At 57.6% G+C, this 22,397-nt stretch carries 30 protein-coding genes, 1 pseudogene and 1 riboswitch; of the genes and pseudogenes, 10 read left to right on the top strand and 21 right to left on the bottom strand.

All coding sequences use genetic code 11. The annotated features are described in order from the left end of the window. Nucleotides 1-44: 44 nt before the first annotated feature. The 6 genes from OAN307_RS22855 to OAN307_RS22830 form a co-directional block, all read right to left on the bottom strand. Entirely contained in the window at nt 45-917 is an 873-nt protein-coding gene (locus tag OAN307_RS22855; RefSeq protein WP_015501788.1) for a Brp/Blh family beta-carotene 15,15'-dioxygenase, read from the bottom strand. Further along, entirely contained in the window at nt 914-2,017 is a 1,104-nt protein-coding gene (locus OAN307_RS22850) for a lycopene cyclase family protein (protein ID WP_015501787.1), read from the bottom strand. The genes OAN307_RS22855 and OAN307_RS22850 overlap by 4 nt, the downstream gene beginning before the upstream one ends. Beyond that, nucleotides 2,010-2,861 (bottom strand): phytoene/squalene synthase family protein, encoded by an 852-nt coding sequence (locus tag OAN307_RS22845; RefSeq protein ID WP_015501786.1) that lies wholly within the window; start codon nt 2,859-2,861, stop codon nt 2,010-2,012. Before OAN307_RS22845 ends, OAN307_RS22850 begins: the two co-directional genes overlap by 8 nt. Beyond that, nucleotides 2,858-4,366 carry a phytoene desaturase family protein gene (crtI, locus tag OAN307_RS22840; protein ID WP_015501785.1) on the bottom strand — a complete coding sequence of 503 codons (1,509 nt, stop codon included), beginning with the start codon at nt 4,364-4,366 and terminating at the stop codon, nt 2,858-2,860. The genes OAN307_RS22845 and crtI overlap by 4 nt, the downstream gene beginning before the upstream one ends. After that, nucleotides 4,356-5,207 carry a polyprenyl synthetase family protein gene (locus OAN307_RS22835; RefSeq protein ID WP_015501784.1) on the bottom strand — a complete coding sequence of 284 codons (852 nt, stop codon included), beginning with the start codon at nt 5,205-5,207 and terminating at the stop codon, nt 4,356-4,358. The genes crtI and OAN307_RS22835 overlap by 11 nt, the downstream gene beginning before the upstream one ends. A gap of 68 nt (nt 5,208-5,275) precedes the next feature. Continuing rightward, nucleotides 5,276-6,091, bottom strand: coding sequence for a bacteriorhodopsin-like (locus tag OAN307_RS22830; protein ID WP_015501783.1), 816 nt, complete (start codon nt 6,089-6,091; stop codon nt 5,276-5,278). A gap of 262 nt (nt 6,092-6,353) precedes the next feature. On the opposite strand from OAN307_RS22830, the pseudogene OAN307_RS29255 reads away from it, so the two are divergent. The 7 genes and pseudogenes from OAN307_RS29255 to OAN307_RS22800 form a co-directional block, all read left to right on the top strand. Continuing rightward, nucleotides 6,354-6,479, top strand: a pseudogene (locus OAN307_RS29255) (transposase); the annotation flags it as partial. 265 nt (nt 6,480-6,744) lie between these two features. Then, nucleotides 6,745-7,962, top strand: coding sequence for an FAD-binding domain-containing protein (locus OAN307_RS22820; RefSeq protein WP_015501781.1), 1,218 nt, complete (start codon nt 6,745-6,747; stop codon nt 7,960-7,962). A 211-nt stretch (nt 7,963-8,173) separates the two neighbouring features. Continuing rightward, on the top strand, nt 8,174-8,494 hold the full coding sequence (locus OAN307_RS30540) for a hypothetical protein (RefSeq protein WP_015501780.1): 321 nt from the start codon (nt 8,174-8,176) through the stop codon (nt 8,492-8,494). 16 nt (nt 8,495-8,510) lie between these two features. After that, entirely contained in the window at nt 8,511-8,675 is a 165-nt protein-coding gene (locus OAN307_RS30535) for a hypothetical protein (protein WP_245540934.1), read from the top strand. Nucleotides 8,676-8,939: 264 nt separating this feature from the next. Continuing rightward, nucleotides 8,940-9,491 (top strand): response regulator transcription factor, encoded by a 552-nt coding sequence (locus OAN307_RS22810; RefSeq protein ID WP_044045108.1) that lies wholly within the window; start codon nt 8,940-8,942, stop codon nt 9,489-9,491. Continuing rightward, nucleotides 9,481-9,924, top strand: coding sequence for a thiol-disulfide oxidoreductase DCC family protein (locus OAN307_RS22805; protein WP_015501778.1), 444 nt, complete (start codon nt 9,481-9,483; stop codon nt 9,922-9,924). The genes OAN307_RS22810 and OAN307_RS22805 overlap by 11 nt, the downstream gene beginning before the upstream one ends. 70 nt (nt 9,925-9,994) lie before the next feature. Continuing rightward, on the top strand, nt 9,995-11,530 hold the full coding sequence (locus OAN307_RS22800) for an FAD-binding domain-containing protein (protein ID WP_015501777.1): 1,536 nt from the start codon (nt 9,995-9,997) through the stop codon (nt 11,528-11,530). 117 nt (nt 11,531-11,647) lie between these two features. Here OAN307_RS22800 and OAN307_RS31765 read toward each other — a convergent pair whose 3' ends face one another. From OAN307_RS31765 to thiM, 7 genes are all read right to left on the bottom strand, one after another. After that, on the bottom strand, nt 11,648-11,752 hold the full coding sequence (locus OAN307_RS31765) for a Pam3-gp28 family putative phage holin (RefSeq protein ID WP_456299432.1): 105 nt from the start codon (nt 11,750-11,752) through the stop codon (nt 11,648-11,650). Nucleotides 11,753-11,829: 77 nt separating this feature from the next. Next, nucleotides 11,830-12,483 carry a TIGR02594 family protein gene (locus OAN307_RS22790; protein WP_044044296.1) on the bottom strand — a complete coding sequence of 218 codons (654 nt, stop codon included), beginning with the start codon at nt 12,481-12,483 and terminating at the stop codon, nt 11,830-11,832. Nucleotides 12,484-12,570: 87 nt separating this feature from the next. Beyond that, the gene (locus OAN307_RS22785) at nt 12,571-12,801 is read right to left on the bottom strand and encodes a hypothetical protein (protein ID WP_245540932.1); all 231 of its coding nucleotides are present in this window, start codon (nt 12,799-12,801) and stop codon (nt 12,571-12,573) included. Nucleotides 12,802-13,172: 371 nt separating this feature from the next. After that, complete coding sequence (locus OAN307_RS22780; protein WP_015501774.1) at nt 13,173-13,937, bottom strand: 3-oxoacyl-ACP reductase; 765 nt, start codon at nt 13,935-13,937, stop codon at nt 13,173-13,175. Next, nucleotides 13,934-14,740, bottom strand: coding sequence for a bifunctional hydroxymethylpyrimidine kinase/phosphomethylpyrimidine kinase (thiD, locus tag OAN307_RS22775; protein ID WP_015501773.1), 807 nt, complete (start codon nt 14,738-14,740; stop codon nt 13,934-13,936). The genes OAN307_RS22780 and thiD overlap by 4 nt, the downstream gene beginning before the upstream one ends. Beyond that, nucleotides 14,737-15,345: a thiamine phosphate synthase gene (thiE, locus tag OAN307_RS22770; RefSeq protein WP_015501772.1), complete on the bottom strand. Its 609-nt coding sequence runs from the start codon at nt 15,343-15,345 to the stop codon at nt 14,737-14,739. The genes thiD and thiE overlap by 4 nt, the downstream gene beginning before the upstream one ends. Continuing rightward, nucleotides 15,345-16,133, bottom strand: a complete 789-nt coding sequence (thiM, locus tag OAN307_RS22765) for a hydroxyethylthiazole kinase (RefSeq protein WP_015501771.1) — start codon at nt 16,131-16,133, stop codon at nt 15,345-15,347. The genes thiE and thiM overlap by 1 nt, the downstream gene beginning before the upstream one ends. Nucleotides 16,134-16,198: 65 nt before the next feature. Further along, nucleotides 16,199-16,293: riboswitch (TPP riboswitch) on the bottom strand. 180 nt (nt 16,294-16,473) lie between these two features. Between thiM and OAN307_RS22760 the strand changes: the two genes are divergently transcribed. Next, nucleotides 16,474-17,379: a DMT family transporter gene (locus tag OAN307_RS22760; RefSeq protein WP_015501770.1), complete on the top strand. Its 906-nt coding sequence runs from the start codon at nt 16,474-16,476 to the stop codon at nt 17,377-17,379. 51 nt (nt 17,380-17,430) lie between these two features. On the opposite strand, the gene OAN307_RS22755 is transcribed toward OAN307_RS22760, so the two are convergent. Further along, a complete protein-coding gene (locus OAN307_RS22755; protein ID WP_015501769.1) occupies nt 17,431-17,769 on the bottom strand; it encodes a hypothetical protein in 339 nt (112 codons plus the stop codon). A gap of 200 nt (nt 17,770-17,969) precedes the next feature. On the opposite strand from OAN307_RS22755, the gene OAN307_RS22750 reads away from it, so the two are divergent. Together OAN307_RS22750 and OAN307_RS22745 are read left to right on the top strand one after the other, a co-directional pair. After that, nucleotides 17,970-18,182 (top strand): DUF2805 domain-containing protein, encoded by a 213-nt coding sequence (locus tag OAN307_RS22750; RefSeq protein WP_015501768.1) that lies wholly within the window; start codon nt 17,970-17,972, stop codon nt 18,180-18,182. Continuing rightward, the gene (locus tag OAN307_RS22745; protein ID WP_015501767.1) at nt 18,179-18,748 is read left to right on the top strand and encodes a pyridoxamine 5'-phosphate oxidase family protein; all 570 of its coding nucleotides are present in this window, start codon (nt 18,179-18,181) and stop codon (nt 18,746-18,748) included. The genes OAN307_RS22750 and OAN307_RS22745 overlap by 4 nt, the downstream gene beginning before the upstream one ends. 30 nt (nt 18,749-18,778) lie before the next feature. Here OAN307_RS22745 and OAN307_RS22740 read toward each other — a convergent pair whose 3' ends face one another. The 7 genes from OAN307_RS22740 to ubiG all read right to left on the bottom strand — a co-directional run bounded on the left by OAN307_RS22740 (nt 18,779) and on the right by ubiG (nt 22,396). Further along, complete coding sequence (locus OAN307_RS22740; RefSeq protein WP_015501766.1) at nt 18,779-19,174, bottom strand: dihydroneopterin aldolase; 396 nt, start codon at nt 19,172-19,174, stop codon at nt 18,779-18,781. 69 nt (nt 19,175-19,243) lie between these two features. Then, nucleotides 19,244-19,453, bottom strand: a complete 210-nt coding sequence (locus OAN307_RS22735; RefSeq protein ID WP_044044291.1) for a hypothetical protein — start codon at nt 19,451-19,453, stop codon at nt 19,244-19,246. 147 nt (nt 19,454-19,600) lie between these two features. Next, entirely contained in the window at nt 19,601-20,233 is a 633-nt protein-coding gene (locus OAN307_RS22730) for an NAD(P)-dependent oxidoreductase (protein WP_015501764.1), read from the bottom strand. 151 nt (nt 20,234-20,384) lie between these two features. Next, nucleotides 20,385-20,666: a hypothetical protein gene (locus OAN307_RS22725; protein ID WP_015501763.1), complete on the bottom strand. Its 282-nt coding sequence runs from the start codon at nt 20,664-20,666 to the stop codon at nt 20,385-20,387. 55 nt (nt 20,667-20,721) lie between these two features. After that, nucleotides 20,722-21,204 carry a CIA30 family protein gene (locus OAN307_RS22720; RefSeq protein ID WP_015501762.1) on the bottom strand — a complete coding sequence of 161 codons (483 nt, stop codon included), beginning with the start codon at nt 21,202-21,204 and terminating at the stop codon, nt 20,722-20,724. A gap of 8 nt (nt 21,205-21,212) precedes the next feature. Then, the gene (locus OAN307_RS22715) at nt 21,213-21,689 is read right to left on the bottom strand and encodes a DUF427 domain-containing protein (RefSeq protein ID WP_044044288.1); all 477 of its coding nucleotides are present in this window, start codon (nt 21,687-21,689) and stop codon (nt 21,213-21,215) included. Further along, entirely contained in the window at nt 21,686-22,396 is a 711-nt protein-coding gene (ubiG, locus tag OAN307_RS22710; protein ID WP_015501761.1) for a bifunctional 2-polyprenyl-6-hydroxyphenol methylase/3-demethylubiquinol 3-O-methyltransferase UbiG, read from the bottom strand. Before ubiG ends, OAN307_RS22715 begins: the two co-directional genes overlap by 4 nt. Between the last annotated feature and the right edge of the window lies 1 nt (nt 22,397).

The raw sequence follows: 22,397 nt of genomic DNA, 5'->3' as shown, positions 1-22,397 counted from the left end.
TTCAATATCAATTCAACTTCCCCAACAGTCGAGGCGGCTGGGAGTCACTGCTGCTTTAATTTGCGCTGGAAGCGGTCCACGAGGATCATATGGGGGACCGTAAGTGCTGCGAGCCCTATGAAAATAACCCTTAAAAGACTTTGTTCCAGTAATTCGGGCTTTAATCCTTGAAGGACTACAAATCCAATAAGTCCCACAAAAACCGTTATTACTGACAAAAGCGCGGCAACACGCAGTCCTTGATGTGGATCGTCCAGAGAGGCGAATGCATTACTAAAATGACGCACGGAATGAAGCATACAAAAATAGACAACGAAATAGACCAATGGTGTCAGGCAGGCCGCAGCGATCCAGATGATACCCTGTTCACCGGCAGCGCTGTTCCGCAACTGCGGCCGCAAGGATATCGTTGCGACGAAGATGCCCAGAGATATTCCAGCAACCACCGCAAGGAGCAGCGCGGCTAATTCGGCTACTGGTTCTGGAGCCAGATAACCAAACAGTGTTGCGACTTCTCCAGTTTGAAACAGAGCGGGCGCACCAACGGTCGCGACGCCACCACTAAAGCGCAAGGTAGCGCCTGCACCGTCCCAGTCACCTGAGAAGTGGAAAGCCGAATATATCAGAAACGCAAAAAGGGCAGTGCCCGGCAGGACGATCCAGACAGCGATCACAAGCAGGGCAAGACCAACGTACAGGCCTACAAACCGCAGTTTGCCGCGCCAGCCGTCTAATGGCCATAAAGCTTGGGCGATGGGCAGGTCTAACGCGCCATGTGGCAGGCCAAGAATTGCCACTGCTGGAGCCAGTATAAACAACTGCGTGATTAAGTCTGGTTGACCAACCAAGCTCACCACAATTGTTAAAATCGCCGCGCCCGCAAAAAGCCAAGTTTGCCATATTTGTGGAACCGTCACTTTGGAAACGCGGCAGCATATAGAAATGGAAGCGGCGGTAACGCTGTCATGACCGATAGTAGATCCACTGCGCGGGTTGAGCCCGAGAGAAAGCGTTCCAATCGATCAGGCGAGACATTGCGAAACAAGGTTTCAAATAGGGCGGGACCACGTTCAGGTTTCACAGCAAGGACCTGCAAAAACACGCGATCCATGAAACGGGTCATTGCGCTGTCCAGCCGCGTGTCGGGAACCTGTCCACTGACAAGTGCGGCTGCGACTTGATCACCCTGTATCTGATTTCGTGCAAAAGCATACCCCGTTGAAGGTCTGGCTGCGCCGCCACCCAACCCCATGCGAATGATGCCGTCCAGGTTGTGGTCTGCAAAACCTGCCTGCATTGGTAATGCACCTGCTTCGGTACGAAGAGTCTCAGTTTGCCCTGGATTGAGCGCATTGATCTCTTCATCTAGCCAATTGTTGAATACCTCTTGTCCGGGGTTATGTGGCGCGAACGACGTGACCTCGACCAATGCCTGATCAATTGCGAATGGCAGGATATACACGAAATCAACACCGCCACTTTGGGCGCGGCGAAAGTGCATGAGTTGCACGACATCTGGATTGAAAACTGGACGTTCAGTTTTGATCTCGCGGCCGAAAAAGAACTGCCCGTAGCTTGGAACGCGGCTGGGTGGACGGGTGTCAACGACATTCGTAGCCGTGAGAGACCCAGCATCCGTATCAACCTGCCAACAATCGCCCACCCTAGAAACGCCGTGGGCATGCGTACCCATAGAAATCGAAGTGTCATTACCCTGTTCAATCAATTCAAGTGCACGGTTATAAAAGGCGCCAGACTTAACGGTCTGATAGCGCATGCTTGAGGACGAGCGCAGCGTTTGACCCTGCGGACCCTGCACCGTCCAAGACGTCCATTCTTGACGCACGCAATCCTCAAAAGGATCGGACTGGGTGCGCCAGAAGCTCCACGCGCGATCATCAATATATTCCGAGCGGGGTTCGATAACACGAACTGATAAATTGCTTTTTGCCAGTCTCACCGCGAGGCTCAGCCCCGCGCAGCCACCACCCAGAATTGCAACGTCGACATCAGGCATGGGCATGCCCCGACCCGTCTTCGGTTTTGCGTTTACGAAAGAGTTCAGCCAACACTGCACCCGCTGCCAGATAAACTTTGCGCTTTATTGGGACGAACGCACGACCTGCGAGAGGTTGAAATTTACGTTCCCGCAGTTGCGTCCCGATGCCCTCATACATTGCCGCTGCTGACGCCACAGCGAGTCGAAGTCGCCATGGAAGTGCCTCAAATGCTGATCGGCCTGACCGATACAATTCATCCGCTTCATTTAGCAAGCAGGCCATGGCTGCTTCGGCTGCCGCGATGGCTTGTGGGTCTTCTGCTGCGATGTCTCCGGGGGAATGCGGGCATAGCGTAAACGGTAGATACCGTCGCCCTCTGCGGGCATCCTCGGCCACATCGCGACAAATATTGGTTAACTGCATGGCGCGGCCAAGGTCGGTCGCGTTTTCGAGGTATGCCTCATCCACGTCAAAGAGTGCGCAAATCATAACGCCAACTGTGCCTGCAACGCCCATGCAATAGATATCCAAGGCTGCACTGTCGGCGATGCAGGTCGTGTCGGTGTCTGCCGCCACCGTGCACACCAGCTCTCTAAAAGCAGCCAAACCCAGCTGCTGACCTTTGAATAGATCTAGCGCCTCGACAGCAATCGAGTCCTGCGGGTCAGGCTTGTTCAGATCATCCAACAACGCCTGCAATTGTGCCTGCCCAACCAGCCCACCAATCTCATCCGCAATATCGTCGACCGTGCGACAAACGGCATACAGCCGCGCGACCCGCAGCCGATCGCGCCGGTGCAGCAAACGTGCTGCGGGTGCAAAGCTGCGTGCGTGATGGGTCATGATTGCCTGCGGAGTCATGTGACGGTTTCCGCGACTGGAACGAGCTTTTCTAGAACCTTGGCGGATGACACGACACCGGGCAATCCAGCACCAGGATGCGTTCCAGCTCCTACGAAATACAGATTCCGCAGGCCTTCTGCTCGGTTGTGAAACCTGAACCACGCCGATTGCGTAAAGAACGGCGATAGCGAAAATCCAGCGCCGTCGACCGAGAGGTAGTCGTGACTGAAATCTTGCGGTGTCATGGCGAATTCTGCTGTTATCGTTTCGGTGAGACCGGGCAACATGGTCGCATCAAGGGCGGCGATAATCCGGTCGCGCAGTTTGGGGCCTTCCACAGCCCAATCCTGCCCACCGGCAAGGTTTGGAACCGGACACAGCACATAAAAACTGTCGCAACCATCAGGCGCAAAGCTGGGATCAGTCGCCGTAGGACGATGCACGTAAAGCGAAAAGTCATCAGCAAGTTTCTTTTTGTCAAATATATCGCGCAGCAGGCTTTTATAGCGTTCACCGAACCACACCGTGTGGTGGGCAACATCGGGCCATGTCTTTTTGGCGCCGAAGTACATGACGTACAGGCCCATCGATAAACGTGGCTTGCGAGACCGCAACTTTGCGACGTTCGTAATCTCGGATTGAGGCAGCATGTTGCGGTACACATGGACTGGGTCCATGTTCGATACGACCACATCCGCGTCAAGGTCCTCACCCGATTCAAGCACGACACCGGATGCACGCCCATTACTGACCTTGATTTGCGCGATTGTAGTGTCGAGTGAGATTTTGATGCCTTCCTCAACCATCAAGCGCTCAAATGCGTTCACCAGTGCACCGGTCCCACCCATGGCAAACCAAACGCCGTGCTCACGTTCAAGGTGGTTGATCATGCCGTAGATAGCAGTTGTCGAAAACGGATTGCCGCCCAAAAGTAATGGTTGGATCGAAAACGCACGGCGCAGCTTGTCGTGTTTGAGGTGACGCGACACCATTGACCACACGCTTTCGAAAGACCGGAGCCGCAAGAGGTCAGGGATTTGTTTTGTCATAAAAATAATAGAATGGAACGGAACAGCAGACAGTTTGGTAAAACCCACATCATAAATCTTCTTGGACCACGCGCCCATGCGGCGGTAGCCTGCGACGTCCGCAGGTGAAATACGTGCGATTTCGGCCTCGGTCGCGGCTTCTGTCGGACCATAATCAAATGTATCACCATCGTGATATTGAAATCTGTACCATGGGTCGGGTACGACCAATGTGACGTAGTCCGGCATTTTTTTTCCAAACAGTTCAAACAACTCTTCAAAAAGATGCGGTGCCGTCAAGACTGTTGGTCCCGCATCATGGCGGAATCCATCTTTCTCAAACACCTGACCCCGTCCACCAAGACGTGGACACCGATCAATCAGGTGTACGTCATAGCCTTTTGCACGTAAGCGAAGCGCGGCTGCAATTCCGCCAAATCCAGCGCCTGCAACAATGGCAGTTTGTGTGATGGGGAAACTGGTATCACGCGGCATTGGACACATCCTTTAATTGAGTTTCGAGGCGGTCAGCGAGTGCTATAAACGGTAGGCCTACTCCGTGGGGAAGGGCGTTCGCGTCCTTTCGTGCAGATATCAGTGCTGCGCGTGCGCGCGCCGTGGCGATGATTTGTGCAGACTCGGGGGAGTGGCCCAATGCTTCAAGAGACAAGCAGATATTTGTTGACCCTTTCGCAAGATCATCAGCGCGGTCCATGATGTCATCAAGCGTCTGGTAAGCGACAGCCAGCGCGCGACCTGCGTGGACAACGGTCTCCTGTCCCGGCGCTTGGGCGGCGATTAACGCGAGGCGGATCGGCAGCGCCAACAACGGGCCAGACTTGTTGGCAGCAATGTTTACGTATGCTTCAGGTGTTGGCTGCGTCGAGCGGCAATCCTGCGTCTGTCCATCAATAGTGTATAAAACCGCGTCGTGCATCGCACGCAGGGCAAGCGCGGGATAAGGATGTGCCGCGATGGCCATATAGGCCGCGGATATCAGCAAGTCACCGGTCGAGATTGCAATGTCTTTACCGAACCGTGACCACACGGACGGCTTGCCGCGGCGCATTGCGTCTCCGTCTTGAAGATCGTCGTGCACCAGAGAGGCGTTGTGCAACAGTTCGGGCGCGATTGCGCAGGCAAGAGACGCCTGTGGTGACAGGTTCAGCGCGGCGGCGGCGTCAAGACCCAACCGTGCACGCACCCGCGCGCCGCCAGCTGAAAAATGATACCTTGCCGCGTCTGCAACCCGGGATGAGTTGGGCAAAAGAAGTCGGTCAATCTGGGCGTCAACATCGCGCAGTGTGATCGTAGGATTGCGGTGTGTATCAAACATCAAGAACATCCAATCAGTTCACGAAAGATGATCGCCCCCGCAGACGCGGAGGCGATCGTTGACGTCTTTTACTCGGCGGGGACCGTCTTGGTGTTTTTGTCCTTTGGGCCTTCGCCTGCGGGAACGGTCAAGGTTTTGTCGTTCTGCGGATCTTCGCTTTTGCGCAAAGCAATCAGGAAGATGATGACACCAAAGCCAGCCTTCGCAATGATGTCAGCGATGGTATAACCGACTTCGACGATTACTGTCGCAGTCGCACCTTCGAGTCCAATTGCACCTGCAAAATAGACAACCGGGTAGAAACACCAGCTGCCAACAGTTACGTTGCGCGCAAGACGTACGAGACCACGTGCACTTTCTGGCTGGCTTTCAATTGCGTCACCCAAGCCTTTGTAGAGTTGGTAGATAATCCACAAGAATGGAACCATCGACAGCTGACCAAAGACCCAGCGAACGCCGAGTGAGTCAGAGACTTCGCCTGGATATCCCAAAGCAACCATCAGTAGTGCCGCAAGACCAAGGCTGGTCGCACGCGATACTGTCTCAGACCTGCTGAGGCTCATTACCAAGATCAGCTCAACCAGAAGGAGCGGTACAGTCAAAAGCCAATCAACGTATCGATACGCAGAGTTAAAGACTTTTTCGGTTGGCACGTGCACCCCGTCAACGAGCGTGTATGCGTCAACCCAGCTTTGTCCTATGCGGAAATAATGGTAGGCTGCGATAAACGTTACAAGCCCGGTCACAATAAGTGCCAGTTTGTACTCTTGCTTGACCTGGCCGATACCCAGCCAGAAGAATAGCGTTGCAGCCGCGAGCGTCGCAAAGCCGAACGAAAATGCGTTAAAAATTAGATCATACTGACCCAGTGATAAAGTTTCCATGTGTTTTCTCCAGTTAACAACATGAACTTTAAAATAGACGGATTCAGGTGTATTCAATGGTATACTAGATTGATTTAATGTCGCAGGGCTTTGCTTCAAGAGTCAAATTATTGCATAAAAATAAAATATTTGGGTGTTTTGATAAATTTTTAAGTGTCATGTGCTACAAAAGAGCGCAAGTTCGGATTTGACGTAAGCGTGGTTTTGCGCCGTTTTAGTTCCTGTCTCTTTCAAGCAATGTTTGCGATGAATGAGAAATGGAATGGCGACGGGATACACAGACAAGTTTCGGCGTGATGCGGTGCGCATCGCGATTAGTAACGGCTTAACGCGGCCGCAGGTTTCATCGGATTTGGGTGTTGGGCTTTGGATGCTGGACAAGTGGGTCCAACTGGCTTTGTTGCACAAATCTGCCATCAGATGATTTGTGCAACAAAGCCATCCCGCGACACCAATTCGTCGCTCTGCCTGCCTCAACCGATTTTGCTCTGACAGAGTCCCTCAAACCCTTATCGCAGGGTATACAGTCATGCATTTGGACCCCGTAGATCGCGTCAGTGCGCCTAAAAAAATCATGAGGCGTTGCCAGCCATGGGGTTGAACTCTTTGCGTTCAGGGTCACCCTCCTGATTAGAATTTAAAGGGACTGCAATATGTCTGACGGAACAATTTCCCGCAGTGGGGGGCTCGCCGCAATGCAGGCCTTTATACCTGCTATGGGGAAGCGGTACGAAATCGGGCGCAATTACGATCATGGTCCGGGCCAGCATTCTGCGGTATCTGTCCTGTCGCCCTACATTCGTCGCCGGTTATTGACCGAGGCTGAAGTTGTCGCTGCGGCACTTACTACCCATGGGCCCGACGATGCGCGCGTATTCATCGAAGAAGTGATTTGGCGGGGATATTTCAAAGGCTGGCTTGAACGGCGGCCACAGGTTTGGGATAGCTATGCCCTTGGGCTGAATGCAGATCTCGTGTCATTGAACCGCGACCGACGCCTGCGCCGCGATCTTGAGCTCGCCGAAACGGGGCAAACCGGAATGGACTATTTTGACACGTGGGCACAGGAACTGGTCGATACCGGTTATCTGCACAATCACGCCCGTATGTGGTTCGCGTCGATCTGGATTTTCACCCTTGGTCTACCGTGGCGGTTGGGAGCGGATTTTTTCTATCGCCACTTATTAGACGGTGACGCGGCGGCGAACACGTTGAATTGGCGGTGGGCGGCGGGGCTGCACACGCGCGGCAAACCCTATCCTGCACGCGCCAAGAATATTGCCACCTTTACCGGCGGGCGTTTTAACCCGCGCGACCGCGATCTGGCCGAAGTCACGCAGGGGTTGGACGCCACCGAACCTGATGGGTTGCCAATCGTTTTGCCACTGCGCGAAATGAACGCGCCCGCGCTGGATGTTGCGACCGCGTTGTTGATAACAGACGAGGATTGCCGGATCGAGGATTTTGATTTGTCCGGCCTTTATGTCTGCGCCACGGCGACTTTGTCGTGTACTCACCTACGGTCGCCGCGCGCTGTGGTCGCGATGGTCGAAGCGTTTGAACGCGCTGCACTGGCCGACGCCGCCGCGCGCCTTGACGTTAGCCCAACGCAATTAAGGGCCGATGACCCGCAGGATTTGGCGAACTGGGCCGTTGCCAGCGGCGTTGAACAAATTTTTACACCTTACGTGACACGCGGGCCACTGCGCGATTGGCTGACGCGCGCAGAACCTATCCTCGCGCAACACGGCATCACATTATGCGAACAGCGTCGTAAATGGGATGACGCGATCTGGCCGCACGCCACGGCGGGCTTTTTCAAAGTCAGAAAAAAAATCCCGCGTATCTTGGAAGAAACGGGACTGGCATGACGAATTCTAGGATCAATGGTGCGGACATCTCAGGCTTGGCCTGAGCGCGTCTCATGGCTGATGCGGGCCTGAACGTGATCGGTGTCGCCACGCGGCGTGCCCGTGCGAAAGGGGACAATTTTCCAACGTACTTCGCAGCTTAAGTGATGACAATCATGCCACCCCGTGGATCAACGATGCAGGAGAGGTTTGAAGCGTGGGAACTTCCGGCATGTTGGCAATTGCCAAAGGCATTGCAGACGGATTGGTCGCGCAGCTCGGAACACTGGTTCGCGCGGTGGTGCCAAACGGGTCGGACTGGTGTGCGCAGTGCGATGATGGCCAATTGGACGCGCGTCATGTCGTAAAAACTGTGCCCGCGTCGCATGTGGCTGGCAATTTAGGCGCACAGCATCCGTTGGTTGCGCAAATTGCAGACGTTGAAATGTCGCCTGGACTTACGTTGATGGCTGCCGTGTCGGGGGGTGCGCCAACTGTGCGTCTTGGCGAACCAAACGATCCGCTGGCATTGATCACACACAATAGCAGTTAGCCTGACAGGCCCCGAAATGGTGCCTCCGCATGGGTGTCACAGGCTGGGCTGGCGTTCAACTGCGCGAACGCCCGAAGCCACGCTGTACCTTGGAGGTGATTGGCGTGTCGGGCCGCTGATCGAGGATGCGTGGACTAGTGGAGCCGCAATCACCGCCGACCTGTTGGCGCACACGATATAATTGATGATCCGCATATCACTTGCTGCTGGCTGTCATACACACGGGATACTGCCTGCTTGCGCGGGATCTAAATGGCCGCGTCTAAAAGAACATCGGTTTGCCGCGCGCCATGGCGAGAAGTTTCTAATCCAACGGGCCGAAGGTCCCTATTTCGTACCACGTCAAACGCCAACAAAGAACGACCGGCGCATTCATCAGCGGCAGATTGACGCTATCAACGTCCATGTAGCGGTCTCGGGCGTATTAATAACAAAGGAGAAAATTATGTATTTGGGAAACAATACAAAGACCCTGCTGCTAGTCGAGGATGATGATGCATTTCGGTCGCGTCTAGGAACCGCGATGCAAAAAAGAGGGTTTAACATCACGTCTGCGTCAAGCGTTGCCGAGGGTCTGTGTGCGGTCCGCATGAATGCACCGGAATATGCAGTCATTGACCTTAGGTTGCAGGATGGAAGCGGGTTGGACGTCGTTGAGGCGCTAGAACAACTTCGTCCTGATGCGCGCGCAATCATTCTGACGGGGTACGGCAATATTCAGACTGCCGTCGCAGCAACGCGTCTTGGGGCCATCGACTATATGACTAAGCCCGCCACAGCGGACGAGATTGTCGATACGCTCATGGCACCAAAAGGCACACGGCCACCGGCACCAGATGCGCCCATTTCACCCGACGATGCACGGTTTGAACACATCGAACAGGTCTTTCACGAGGCGGGCGAAAACGTTTCAGAGACCGCGCGGCTTTTGCAGATGCACCGTCGAACATTGCAACGCATTTTGCGCCGTCATCAGGTCGTCAACGATGCAGCGTAACGACAATGATGTGATCGCAATCCGAAGCATTCCAGAGAATAGTATTGCAGACAAAGCGTTTGAAAAAGGGCCGACCATCTACTTTGACGGGTCGTGTCCGCTGTGTTCGATTGAAATAGATCATTATGCGTCTCGCGTGGGTGGCGACAAACTGGGCTTTGTCGATGTATCCCGCAACGATGCCCGACTTGGCGCTGATCTTACGTCAGATACAGCGATGCGTCGGTTCCATGTTCGTCGATCGGATGGCTCACTGGTCTCTGGAGCACGGGCATTTGTCGAGGTCTGGGATACGCTACCGGGGTGGCAGTGGGCCGCCCGTGTGGCCAAGATCCGCGGAGTATTGCCGGTGCTTGAGATCGGGTATCGCGCATTTCTGCCGATCCGTCCTTTCATATCAAAGGCTATGGGGCGCTTGAGCGCGCGACTTTAATGATCAGAGAGAAACCTATAAATGGGGTTTCCTAATAGTTGCTTGTTCTTTTGAAAGAAATCTAAACCTGATGGCGCAGACTCCCCGTATCGTTTGGTTCAAACGTGATCTGCGGATCAATGATCATGGCCCATTGTTGACAGCGTCGCAGTCAAACGCGCCCATTATACCGCTCTATATTGTTGAGCCTGAATATTGGAAGCAGCCCTTCGCATCACGTCGTCATTGGCATTTTATTCACGATTGCCTGTGTGATTTAGACAGTGCTTTGGCCGAAATGGGCCAAAACCTTATTGTGAAGGTCGGTGATGCTTGTGAAGTAATAAAAGAGCTTCATTTAGAACACCATGTAAGTGACGTGTATGCACACGAAGAAACAGGCAACCTATGGACATACAAAAGAGATATCGCAGTTGAGAAACTCTGCCTGAACGACGGTATAGCACTGCATACTTCGCCCACAAACGGGGTTGTACGGCGGCTGCGCAGTCGTGATGACTGGTCCAAAATCCGAAATGCACGCATGGCCGAAAAGATACTGCCAAAACCAAATATGTTGCCTTCATTTCCGTCGTGTAGGTCAGATGTTTTACCTGCAAAGAATGGCCCCATTTTTTGCGATATACCTATTGGCACAGTACAAAAAGGCGGTCGAAAGCAGGCCGTGGCTGACCTGCGCAGTTTCTTAAATTACCGATCTCGCGAATACCTTTACCATATCTCAGCACCCGATTTATCAGAATTCCACTGCTCGCGCTTGTCCGCTCACCTTGCATGGGGCACGCTATCCGTTCGTGAGGTTGCACAATCTATTATCAAACGCCGTTCCCAGTTATCGCCTGATGAAAAGAAGAGCTTTGGGCGCAACCTGACTGCCTTTGGCTCTCGCTTGGCTTGGCGCTGTCACTTCGTCCAAAAAATTGAAGATCAGCCTGAAATAGAGACCCACTGCATGCATCCCGCCTTTGAAGGGTTGCGCGAAGATGAACACAATGACCTGCATTTCCAAGCGTGGGCGCGCGGTCAGACTGGTTACCCCTTCGTTGACGCCTGTATGCGTAATCTGACCGCAGAAGGTTGGATCACCTTCCGCATGAGGGCTATGTTGGTCAGCTTTGCCAGCTATCAATTATGGCTTGATTGGCGCGTTACGGGGGATCATCTGGCACGGCTGTTCACAGACTACGAACCCGGGATTCACTATAGTCAGCTGCAAATGCAATCTGGTGTAACTGGCATAAACACGATGCGCGTATATAATCCGATCAAGCAATCCATGGAGCATGATCCATCTGGCAGTTTCATTCGAAAATGGGTGCCTGAGCTGAAGAACGTCCCGGACGAGTTCATTCATGAACCATGGAAGTGGAAAAAGACGCTCATCGACAACTGCGATTTTACGCTTGGGCAGGACTATCCTGAACCAATTATTGAACAAGCTGCTTCAGCAAAGGCCGCAAAACAAAGGATCTCAGACATGCGGAATGGACAGGACTTTAGGATTGCGGCGAATGCCGTTTTCCTTAAATTGGGAAGTCGAAAATCAGCCTCAAACCGCAAAAAAAAGGTTAAACTGGACAATGATAAACAGTTATCTTGGTTTTAGGATAAACCTCTACAACGCAAGAGCGGTCATCGGTGCACGTGCAGCGAAAGCTCACCTTGTCCGCACTGCGGTCACTCAAGATGAACGTCTCGAATGACCGCTCCGCAGCCGCTGGCCCTACCTCGCCCGCTTGTCCGCGACCGACCAAACCACCGATCCGATGGTCAGCAGCGCACCGATCACCGGTTCAATATCGGAGGCCTGGACATAGCCCTTGGCCACCAGCGCGGTGCCAGCGACAAGTCAGAACTTGGCGGATCAGCGCGAGGATTGCAGGTTTCAGCATGGTTGTCTCCTGTTCAGATTTCATTGGTGGATGCGAGGAATTCGCCGGGCTTCATCGTCCGTAGGCGTTGCTGGCGGGGTGGTACGGTGGCAGGCCAGCGCGCGCCAAGGAGGCGGGATTTGGCGATGCGGGCGATGGTGACGGCATCGGATTGGTTGCCGCCGAGCACGTAGAAATGTGTGTCGTCCTGACCCATCGCAAAACCGACGTGCCCACCAGTGCCGCGCGAGAACACCAGCACCGCGCCGGATGTTGGCTTTACCTCCTGCCCGAACAGCAACCAGTTACGCGCCCAGTACGGATTGACGCCCAGCGCCCCCAGCAAGGGCTTGTCTGGCAGCGCCACGCGAATACAAGTCTCCACAAAATCCCCACACCAAGGGTTCTTCGATGGATCCCCGAGGGTGCGACCATCACGCTTCAACCAGTCCATCAGCCAAGAGCGGTCGCGCGCTTCATGACGGCCCATCGCGGACTTCGCTTCGGTGATCCACGGCAAGGGACCGGGGGGCGCTACGGCTGCCGCGCGTCCATTTGCGGCCAGCAGCGCTTTCATCGCGCGGGCGGTGCGCAGGCCCCAGAGGCCGTCGATTGCGCCGGGGGAATGGCCCAGCTGGTCCAGACCATTCTGGATCAGCCGGATGGGATCGCTGGTGTGGGCATTGATGGGAAGGCTCCTTTCGCCCGTCGCTGGGCATGAAAAAATCGCCTTCCGGGCGGGTCGGGATGGATCTGTTAGATGCGTGCGCGTTGGTCAGTCGGTGCGGCCGCGCTGGAAGGCTTCGAACATCAGATCCCGCATGGCGCGGATGTCGGTCTCGATGCGTTCCACGCGGTCGGCTTCGGTTTCGCGATCTTCGGCGCGCTGGCGGTCGACACGGGTGTGCTCAGCCAGAAGCTCGCGGTCGAGCCGCAAGAGCGTGGCGTCGTCGGAAAGTGCTTTTCGTGTTATGGCGGCCAGCAGAATTAAGGTGCCGCCGATCAAGGCGGTGATGCTGTGATCGCGAAATGCTGGCGCAGGCTTCCATCGCCGCGATGCAGGACTGTTGCTCACCCAATACCCTCAGCTACTGCGGGCGGGATAACTTCCGGCGGAATACCACAGAGCCGCCGGTTCCCGCGCCGTGCGCATGAAACACATTCCTGAACAAACCTCGGCCGAAAATGCCAACCTATTTTATAAACCCTCCGCTGCTAGTGGTGTTCCAACACCCGCTACTTTGGCACGTTGGGTGCCGCCGGGGGCGCCCAGCCCATCGCTTAACCTTTGCATGCAAGGCTAACGCAGGTGGGTCGCATAGCTATGTGGCATCGCGGGACTCCCAAGGCCTATCCGCTGGAGCCCCGCTAGTTTTTTTACCCGAATACAAGCCCACCATCGACGATCAGATTCTGTCCCGTCACGGCCCGCGCCCATGGCGATGCGAAGAACAGGACCGCATCGGCCATGTCTTCGGGTGTGGTCACCCGGCCCAGCGGCGTTTGAGAGGCGATGATGTCGAACACCGCATCAGGGGTGGCGGCACTGGCATCTGTGGTCCGCAACAGACCACCAGACACCATGTTTACCGTGATCCCCATCGGCCCCAGCTCCTTTGCCGCTGTGCGCGTAAAGGCCAAAAGTGCGCCCTTGGCAGCAGTGTAGTCGTGATAGGGCACGACTGGATTTTGCATCAGGTTGGTGCCGATCGTGACGATCCGACCGTAACCCTGTGCCGCGCAGTGGGTTTGCATTGCCTGGAGGCAGTTCAGCGCACCACCCACCGATGTTTCGGTCTGCCGTGCGATATCGGCCCAGCTCATGCGGTCCAGATGTGCCCGCGCATCACCGTTGAAGGCGAAATCAGCCAAGGCGTTGTGGACCAGCACATCCGGGGCGCCAAAGCGTGCGGTGATCTGATCCATCATCGCCCCGACTTGTTCCGAGCTTGTCACATCCGCCTTGAACGCGCCAGCACGGGGACCAAGCTCGGTGGCAAGTGCTTCAGCCGCCGCCTGGCTGTTGCGGTAGTTTATAGCGACCCGTGCGCCTTCGCGGTGAAAGGCGCGGGCGATGGCGGCTCCAAGGCCGCGGCCAGCACCGGTGACAAGAACAGTCAGATCAGAGATTGGGCGCGTCATAGAGTGTTTCCTTTGAATAGAGCGTGAAAGTGGTGGGTCGGGCCATGGCCCATCCCGACCGTTAGGGCATCTGCGGTCGCGATGGCGCGGGCGACATAGGCCTTGGCGTGCGCTGCGGCCTCAGGCAGGGTCAGTCCAAGGCCCAGATGTGTCGCCAGCGCCGAGGACAGTGTGCAGCCTGTGCCATGGGTCTTGCGGGTTGCGACGCGAACGCCGGGCAGCCACACCAGTCCTTCCGCACTGGCCAGAAGATCCGGGCAATCGTCCCCTCCCAGATGGCCGCCCTTGAGCAGTACCGCGCGTGGACCAAGCGCCAGCAGCGCGTGCGCTTGGTCTTCCATGTCGGTGCGGGTCATAGCCTCGGGTAGGTCCAGTAGGTCGGCGGCCTCGGGCAGGTTCGGGGTGACAACAGTTGCCATCGGCAACGCTGCGCACAAGGCGGCAACCGCTGCGGTCTGCAACAGCCGGTCCCCGCTTTTGGCAACCATCACCGGATTGAGGACGATGGGTGCGTCAAGGCCGGACAGCCCAGCGACAACTGCGCCGACGATCCCGGCATCACCCAGAATCCCGATTTTGACCGCATCCACCCGAATATCGGCGCGGATTGCCGCAATTTGTGCCATCACGAAATCTGGCGCAATCATCTGCACGCCAGTCACGCCTTGGGTGTTCTGCGCCGTCAGCGCGGTGATCACGGCCATGGCATAGCCACCATTGGCCAAGATCGTTTTGATATCGGCCTGTATTCCCGCGCCACCCGACGGGTCAGACCCTGCAATCGACAGGATGTTGGGGATCATGCTGTCCCCCATTCTGCCAGCAGGGCACGGGTTGCAGCCTCTGGGTCCGGCGCGCGGGTCACAGCGCTGACCACGGCCATGCCAATGGCCCCGGTGGCGCGCACCGCCCTGGCATCGCCAGGGTTCAGGCCGCCGATGGCATAGGTGGGTAGCGCCGCAGCCGCCACAATTTGCGCCAAACCTTCAAAGCCGATCGGGGTGGCATGATCGGGCTTGGTCGACGTGGCCCGCACCGGGCCTGCGCCGATGTAATCCACACCGGGCGGTATTACGCGGGCTTGCGCCACAGTCTCGATGGACAGACCAAGGATCATTCCGGGGGGCATCCGTTGGCGAATGGCCGCCGCGTCGCCATCGCCCTGACCGATGTGCAGCCCATGCACGCCGGTTTCCAGCGCGACCTCGACCCGGTCATTCACGATCAGCCGCGCGCCAAAGGCAGTCATTTCCTGCAAGATCTGCCGTATAAGCGCCGCCAGATCGTTACTGGACGCGGTCTTGTGGCGCAGTTGCACCCACGCAGCCCCACCCCGCGCCGCCGCGCGCGCCTGTTCGACCACGGGAAGGTCTGCGCCGGGATCGGTGATCACATAAATCGGCCCCATCATGCGCGGCTGACCTTTGCGCCTGCGGTCACATCCTGCGGCGTCAGGGCGTAAAGTGCATCCAGAAACGCCACCTGAAAACTGCCGGGACCATTGGCCGCTTGCGCCGCGCGTTCGCCCGCCAGCCCGAAATAGGCCAAAGCGGCCACAGTCGCGGACAGGGCGGGTTGGCCCACCAGAAACGCGGCGATCACCCCGTTCAACGAACAGCCCAAGGCGGTCACGCGCGGCATCAGCGCATCGCCATTCGCCACGCGGAACCCTTGGATTCCATCGGTGACATAGTCCACCGGACCAGACACCGCGACCACCGCACCACAGCGGGTAGCAAGGTCGCGCGCGCTGGCCTCGGCTGCGGCCACCGGGTCGGCACTGTCCGCGCCGCGTCCGGCGCCTCCAGACCCTGCCAACGCGAGAATTTCGGACGCATTGCCGCGAATGACCGTTGGCTGCAGAGCCATAAGCCGCGCGCAGACATCTTGTCGAAACCGCGTGGCCCCCACGCCGACGGGGTCCAGCACCCATGGCCGATCGCTCGCCGCCATCGCCTGCGCGGTCATCTCCATCGCCTCGGCCCAAGCCGCATCCAGCGTGCCGATGTTCACGCTGAGCGCCTGTGCGAGGCCCGCAAACTCTACCACCTCTTCGCGGGCATGCACCATGGCGGGCGATGCCCCTGCCGCCAGAGCCACGTTGGCGGCGATGTTCATGGCCACATAATTGGTGATTTGGTGCACAAGAGGCGCTGTCGCCCGCATCTTGGCAAGAATTGTTCCGATGTCTTCCATATCGCTCCCTCGCTGCATGCAAGGGGCCATTGGCAGGCCCGGTATGGCCATCACAGGCCGAAGGGGGGCACCTACCGAAGACTCCCTACGCCAGCATTACCTGGTTCAGGTTCAAAGGGTGCTTCTCAGCCCGGATACCCGGACGCCCCTGTCGCGAATGTCAAAAAATGCGATTTCAAGGTCCGCGTCAAGCAGGTTATGGATGGTATGTCGGGTTTCGGTCGTGCCACGTCGGGGCTTTGAGGCTGCATGTTGGAAAAACCGGTTCAAGGGTTGAGCCGGAGGCGCAAGCTGCTTCGACGGGGTTTAGCGACGTGATATTGCCTTAAGGGAAAAAGACATGAACACAGCCTTCCTTGCCTCCGTGATTGTGCTTTGCGTTGGTGTTTTCTGGGGCGTGTACTGGGTGCCTGTGCGCGCAATCGCAGCACTTGGGCTGGATGGCGCTTGGGGTACGGGCGCGATCACCCTGGCGGCGATGCTCTTCCTGCTGCCGTTCGTTGCGGGAAAGACGCATCTGTTTCGGGACACTGGATTGGTTGGGGTGGTGTCGATTGCGCTGGGCGGTGCCGCCTTCGCGCTGTATTCCATCGGTTTTCTCTATGGCAAAGTGGCGCTTGTCGTCCTTTTGTGGTTTTTCAGCCCGGTCTGGAGCGTGCTGATCGCCAAATTCGTTCTGCGATGGCAAGTTCCCACACTGCGGTTGATCGCAATTGGCGTGGGGCTTGCCGGATTGTTCGTCATGCTCGGTGGTGAGGGTAGCGTGCCGGTTCCGCGCAGTCTGGGCGAATGGATGGCCTTCGTCGGTGGGCTGGTCTGGGCGGCTGCCACCGCAGGAATGCGCCTGAAGTCCCGCGTGCCCCCGCTGCCTGCGGCGTTCATCTTCGCCTCTGGCGCGACGCTGACCTCCTTGGCATTTGCCCCGTTTCTTGAACCCCTGCTCACAATCGCTGGAGAAGATGCGGTTTGGGTCGGGATCACGGTGCTCGCCACGGGTGGGCTATGGTGGGGGCTGTCGATTGCCGGCCTGATGTGGGCCACTATTCGGCTTGACCCGGCTCGGGTGGGTATCCTTCTGATGCCCGAGGTGATTTTCGGTGCGCTGACTGCGGCGATCTTTGCCGGGGAAACTCTGTCTGCCAGCGAGATGATAGGCGGCGGGTTGGTTATTCTATGCGGGGTCCTTGAGGTTTGGCCGACGAAAGCGAATGCCGGGCATCCGCGAGCGACAAAGAACGCGCCATAAGCGGCGATGAATCTTGATCGCTGCCCAAGGGTCAGGCCGTCGCAGAGCGCGTCATAAAGGGGGCAGCCTTAGCTTGCCGCGCCACGCAAGCGACTTCTGGTTCAGCACCGTGAGGTCAACCTGGTCTGCGATGATCTGTTCGCAAAGATGAACCGCAGCCAAGGCTTGTGTTTGACTCAGGTGCTTATAGGCAGGCCGGGTGATGTGGTCATACCAGACCCCTTCGCAGACCGTATCCAGCACAATGCGCTGAAAACAATGGTCGTTCTGCACGGGCCAGTGACGCTTTTCGCCAAGCGCGAGCTTAGGCATGACCGTGCGCGTCATATGAACGTAGCGCGCAACCGGATTGTCGGGAGGCGTTTGTAGGAAGTCGAAATCGTGTTGCATCTGGTCCTCGCCCCGACAAGCTGTCCGTCCGTTGCCGTCACGCAGATGTAGCGCCTGCTTGGTGCCGCGACCACAATCAGCGGCGGAAACTGAACCTTACCCAACCCAGTGGCAATGTAGCGCGTAGCCACCAGAATGTGAATTTTGCAGCGTCGCATCCATACCTTGACTTGCCGCACCACCGGCGCAGTTCGGATGTTATGAAACACCCCGTACTCGATCCCGCAAGCGTTGGTGAAATCATCGAGATGGCGTTAAGCGATCACGACAGTTTCGCCGCGATTAAAAACCTGCACGGGCTGGGCCCGGATGCGGTGAAAACCCTGATGCGGCAAAATCTGAAAACTGGCAGCTACCGCGCATGGCGCAGGCGGGTCCGGGCATTCTCTGACCGGCGCGAGGTATATAAATGACCTCGGATCTGCACCCTTGGGCTGCTGATCTGTCCGGCCTCTACGCGCAGGTCTGGACGCGGCTTGTGCGCGGTGTGCGCGACCGGCGCGCCCCGACCCGTCATCCGACCTTGGCGACGGTCACGCCAGATGGCAAGCCGCAGGCAAGAACGGTGGTTCTTCGCGCGGCGGACAAAAGCACAGGGACACTGGACATTCACACCGACCTGCAATCGTCCAAAGTGGCGGATTTGCGCGCCACGCCCTTTGCCGCGCTGCATGTGTTGGACGAAGCTGCGCACCTGCAAATGCGGTTGGAGGCCACGGTGACGATCCTGACTGGCGCGGATGTGGCGGCAACGTGGGCTGGGTTTCCGGACGCGTCGCGCCAATCCTACGGCAGCCTGCCCGCACCGGGGCAACCGATTTCACAATCGCTTGACTATGCAAAGCAGCCAGACGCGGCAAGCTTCGCCGTTCTGCGGCTGACCGTGCAGACCATTGATGCGGTGCATCTTGGGGCCCACCATCGCCGCGCCCGGTTTGATCGCGATGCGCGCTGGGCCGGGACGTGGCTCGCGCCCTGATGCGGCGGACGCAAGGACTGTCCGGTGCAATCAGACCGCCGCGGGACGCTGCGCCGTCAGCGCTTCGGCATCCAAGGTCAGCCGCACGCCAAGACTGCCTGATCCGGCCAGAACGGGCCGCTTGCGCAGGCAGATATCCAGCGCCTTGATTGCGGGGTAAGCGGCGCAGGCATGGACGATGCGTGTCATCAACCGCTCTTGCGTTTCGTAAGGACACGCGCGCGCCAAGGCATCGATTTCGCGGATCAGCGGGTCATAGTCGAAAACATGCGCCATCCCATCCTGCGCAATCAACACGAGCTCCGGCGCGATGGTCAGGGTCAGGTCAAGCAGATGCGCCTCGGGCACAACGTCGCCCGTGCCGTAGGTTCCGATCCGGGCCGCGACCTTCAGGTCTTTCAATTCGATTTGGCTGTATGCAGGCAAGGTCAGAGCTCCGGTAAATGTAAGAAAATCTTTTGGCCCGGCGCATTTCGGCACTTGGATGGCTGCATATCAAACGTCGTCGTCCATGAGATCATCGTCAACGGGGTAAGGACCCACCTTCATCAATTGCTGGGTCAAAAGCGCCTTGTAACGACGCTGGCGCCGACGCGCTTTCGCACCAGAGGCGCGCCAGTCTTCACGCTTGTCCTGGACAAGCTCTTCAAGATCGGCGGCAACCGAAATCTTGTGCGCGTCGGAAGGTGAGGTTCGTTTTGCCATGGGCAGGTTGTAGTGGTCCTTTGAGCGGCGACAAGGCACCTCGCGGCACAGCTGACGGCAGCGGTCCTCTTTTCGGGGGCAGATTTTACGCCCACCGCTATAAGCGTCGCGACGATGCGCGTCGGACACGTTCGGTAACGGATGCAGTCAATTGACTAGAACGGGTGCCGCATGCAGATATGTGCGATCTTCGATCTGTTTCACAAGGAAATCGGCGACGCTTGCGCGGGAAATAATCCCGTTGCGCCACGAGGCCGGGTCGCGAAGCACCTTATAGTGGCTGGATTTCGGGCCGTTCAGCAGCACGCCGGGCCGCGCAATCGTCCAGTCCAGGCCGCTTTGCTTGATCAGGTCTTCCTGACGGGTCTTGTCGTCATAGGCACGGCCAAACACGATCTGAAACGGCACGCGTTGTAGCACGCCGATGCTGGCCCGGCTGTCGCCAGCCCCGAAACCTGTGACGCAGACAAGACGCTTGACTGATTTTTCCGTCATCGCCGCGACAATCACACGCGTCGCATCGGAAAACAGATGCACGGGTTTGATAAGGTCGCCCAAGCCCACGCCAAGTGTCGCGATCACGGCATCGACGTCTGCAAGCGCAGCTTCGACATCTTGCTGGTGCGTCGCATCACCTGGCATCTTTTCCAGTCGCGGATCGGACAGGGTCATGTCGGCGGCAGACCGTGCGAAGGCGCGCACCTCATAGCCAGCGGCCAGTGCCGCCGTGGTCGTTGCCAACCCAATACCCTTGCTGGCACCAATGATAAGAATTTTCACAACGAAACCTCCAGTTTTGACGATAAATAATGTCCGGGAATATTCACCTGCCGAAGCTTTGTATTAGGACGGTTGACGCATGTCTTTGCTGCCGCCCTGCCGAAGCCGGTTTGACCCAGCGACAAGCAGCGGCTGCGATGACAATCCACCCTCAATCATGCTCTCCATCGCGGCGGCGTCCCGCTCCGCGCATGAATAGCTTTGGCCGCTTGGCCGCGACCGTAAACGTGGCTGCCGTGACCGCAGCCGCCGCAATCAAAGCCGCATGACCAAGTATGCTGGCCGCAAGAAACGTGTAACTTCCGATCGCGACACAAAAACTGACCGCCCACATAAAGCCCAGTACCTGCAAAACATGGTGCCGAGTTGCGACATCGGGAATATGACGAAGGGGGCTGACCCTGTGATCAAAAATGAAACGCCAAACAGTCACGACAATGGTTTTGATAACTGTGATTATGGCTTCGGTCCTTGCGCTAATTATAGCATTAGATTTGTTGGTCGCGTCCGACCCCTATGCAAAAGGAAATATAGCGCCGAATCGCACCTTTCCCAGCTTTCCGAAACCTCGAACCCTGCCTGATCGTATTGCCATGGCAGCAGCGTGCCCCTGTGCGCAGGTGAACAAAGTAACGCTGGGAGTTCACGCGCGGGACAAGCCGCACGCCGGTTGTGCCCTCGGGCGGCGGGTTGTCCAGATCAAGCCGCATCTGGATGAACCCGCCCGGGTTGGCGGTGCTGACCCGGCCCGTTATCCGCGCGCAGGACGACCCGTCGTCCCGCACGAACCCGATACCCCCGGTGGACACGCCCCCCATCACCTGATCGGTGAAGAAACGCCAACGGGTTTCCGGCTGCACGGTAAAATCCTCTAGAAGAGTTGGCCCGGTTGCAGATCCGTCAGCCAGCGCGGGCGGCATGGCCGCACCAAAGAGCGTTGCAAGAAAGACCGCTGCAAAAAGTATCCGCATGACGTCTTTTACCAATGTCGCGTGCCCGGCGCGCCTTTGATCTGGCCGTCCAGATTGGGCGTGACCCAGCCGCCGTAAAAGTCGCCCGGCTGCGGGAGGACGCGCAGATCGCCGACCCATGCCTCCTCCATAAGCCCGGCATAAAACGCGACATATCCTGCAAGGGCGGCAAATCCGGGAGTGGGGCTGTCATAGCACCATGCGGCGCGGGACGCGGTCTTGCCCCCGGCGATCACATCGAAGTAGCGCACGACGCCCTTCCACTCGCAAAAGCTGCTGCCTTGAACCGGGCGCAGGGTGGCGTGGATGTCCTCGGGCAAGAGGTAGTAGCTGGGGGCATGGTGGGTTTCCAGCACCCGCATGGCGCGGTCGGTTTCTGAGACTAGCGCCCCGCCTAGCCGGATCATGATCCGCTGCGGCACGGATTCCAGCGCGGGCGGGCGGGGGTAGGATTGGACGTTTTCGCGCACCAGATCGGTCATCATGCCGTCCCGGCCAAGGGTTTGCGCGCAACCCCCATATAGAGGATTGCCGTTAGCGGCAACGGGCCAAAGGTCAGATCGAACCGGCGGTTTATCCCGCGCGGGCCAAGGCCGGTCACAGCGCCCGGCACCAACCCGGCCCCCTGCATGGCGGCGCGCAACTCGCGTGGCTTTATGAACATGGCGGGGTCATGCGTGCCGCGCGGCAGCAGGCGCAGGATGTCTTCGGCGATGGTGATTGTGGCAAGCCGGGCCAGCGGGTTGCGGTTGATTGTGTCGAACAAAAACAGCCCGCCGGGGCGCAGGGTGCGGGCGACTTCGGACAGAACCTTGTTCAGGTCGGCGACATGTTCCAGCACATCGACGCAGACAACAGCGTCAAAACTGCTGTCATCATAGGGCAGCGCCTCGCCCACGCCCACATCATAGCCGATGCGCAAACCTGTCGCGCGGGCATGGACGCGGGCGGCGTCAACCGCGTCGGCCGCCGGGTCGATCCCGGTGACATCTGCGCCGCGCTCCGCCAAGGCCTCGGCCATAAAGCCGCCTGCGCAACCAAGGTCCAGCACGGCTTTTCCCTGCCAGTCGATCTGGCGGTCGAACCAATTCAGCCGACCCGGCACAAGGTTTTTCAGCGTGCGCACCCAGCGGACATCGTCCGACCACCAGCGGTCTGCCACTTTGTCATAGATCGTCAGGTCATTGCGCACC

Origin of the sequence: Octadecabacter antarcticus 307 (assembly GCF_000155675.2) — a bacterium.
In the GTDB taxonomy this organism is placed as follows: domain Bacteria; phylum Pseudomonadota; class Alphaproteobacteria; order Rhodobacterales; family Rhodobacteraceae; genus Octadecabacter; species Octadecabacter antarcticus.
The sequence above is the reverse complement of the archived record's forward strand: the minus strand, read 5'-3'. Positions and strand labels throughout refer to the sequence as shown.

What these genes read in the sequence shown, in the direction of transcription:
- OAN307_RS22755 (WP_015501769.1), bottom strand. Translation starts at nt 17,769, where the DNA reads ATGCAACACGATTTCGACTTCCTACAAACGCCTCCCGACAATCCGGTT.
- thiD (WP_015501773.1), bottom strand. Translation starts at nt 14,740, where the DNA reads ATGATCCCCAACATCCTGTCGATTGCAGGGTCTGACCCGTCGGGTGGC.
- OAN307_RS22720 (WP_015501762.1), bottom strand. Translation starts at nt 21,204, where the DNA reads ATGCGGATACTTTTTGCAGCGGTCTTTCTTGCAACGCTCTTTGGTGCG.
- OAN307_RS22835 (WP_015501784.1), bottom strand. Translation starts at nt 5,207, where the DNA reads ATGTTTGATACACACCGCAATCCTACGATCACACTGCGCGATGTTGAC.
- OAN307_RS22805 (WP_015501778.1), top strand. Translation starts at nt 9,481, where the DNA reads ATGCAGCGTAACGACAATGATGTGATCGCAATCCGAAGCATTCCAGAG.
- OAN307_RS22750 (WP_015501768.1), top strand. Translation starts at nt 17,970, where the DNA reads ATGAAACACCCCGTACTCGATCCCGCAAGCGTTGGTGAAATCATCGAG.
- OAN307_RS22820 (WP_015501781.1), top strand. Translation starts at nt 6,745, where the DNA reads ATGTCTGACGGAACAATTTCCCGCAGTGGGGGGCTCGCCGCAATGCAG.
- OAN307_RS30540 (WP_015501780.1), top strand. Translation starts at nt 8,174, where the DNA reads ATGTTGGCAATTGCCAAAGGCATTGCAGACGGATTGGTCGCGCAGCTC.
- OAN307_RS22800 (WP_015501777.1), top strand. Translation starts at nt 9,995, where the DNA reads ATGGCGCAGACTCCCCGTATCGTTTGGTTCAAACGTGATCTGCGGATC.
- OAN307_RS22780 (WP_015501774.1), bottom strand. Translation starts at nt 13,937, where the DNA reads ATGACGCGCCCAATCTCTGATCTGACTGTTCTTGTCACCGGTGCTGGC.
- OAN307_RS22830 (WP_015501783.1), bottom strand. Translation starts at nt 6,091, where the DNA reads ATGGAAACTTTATCACTGGGTCAGTATGATCTAATTTTTAACGCATTT.
- thiM (WP_015501771.1), bottom strand. Translation starts at nt 16,133, where the DNA reads ATGGAAGACATCGGAACAATTCTTGCCAAGATGCGGGCGACAGCGCCT.
- crtI (WP_015501785.1), bottom strand. Translation starts at nt 4,366, where the DNA reads ATGCCGCGTGATACCAGTTTCCCCATCACACAAACTGCCATTGTTGCA.
- OAN307_RS22735 (WP_044044291.1), bottom strand. Translation starts at nt 19,453, where the DNA reads ATGGCAAAACGAACCTCACCTTCCGACGCGCACAAGATTTCGGTTGCC.
- OAN307_RS22810 (WP_044045108.1), top strand. Translation starts at nt 8,940, where the DNA reads ATGTATTTGGGAAACAATACAAAGACCCTGCTGCTAGTCGAGGATGAT.
- thiE (WP_015501772.1), bottom strand. Translation starts at nt 15,345, where the DNA reads ATGGGGCCGATTTATGTGATCACCGATCCCGGCGCAGACCTTCCCGTG.
- OAN307_RS22760 (WP_015501770.1), top strand. Translation starts at nt 16,474, where the DNA reads ATGAACACAGCCTTCCTTGCCTCCGTGATTGTGCTTTGCGTTGGTGTT.
- OAN307_RS30535 (WP_245540934.1), top strand. Translation starts at nt 8,511, where the DNA reads ATGGTGCCTCCGCATGGGTGTCACAGGCTGGGCTGGCGTTCAACTGCG.
- OAN307_RS22745 (WP_015501767.1), top strand. Translation starts at nt 18,179, where the DNA reads ATGACCTCGGATCTGCACCCTTGGGCTGCTGATCTGTCCGGCCTCTAC.
- OAN307_RS22850 (WP_015501787.1), bottom strand. Translation starts at nt 2,017, where the DNA reads ATGCCTGATGTCGACGTTGCAATTCTGGGTGGTGGCTGCGCGGGGCTG.
- OAN307_RS22845 (WP_015501786.1), bottom strand. Translation starts at nt 2,861, where the DNA reads ATGACTCCGCAGGCAATCATGACCCATCACGCACGCAGCTTTGCACCC.
- OAN307_RS22715 (WP_044044288.1), bottom strand. Translation starts at nt 21,689, where the DNA reads ATGATGACCGATCTGGTGCGCGAAAACGTCCAATCCTACCCCCGCCCG.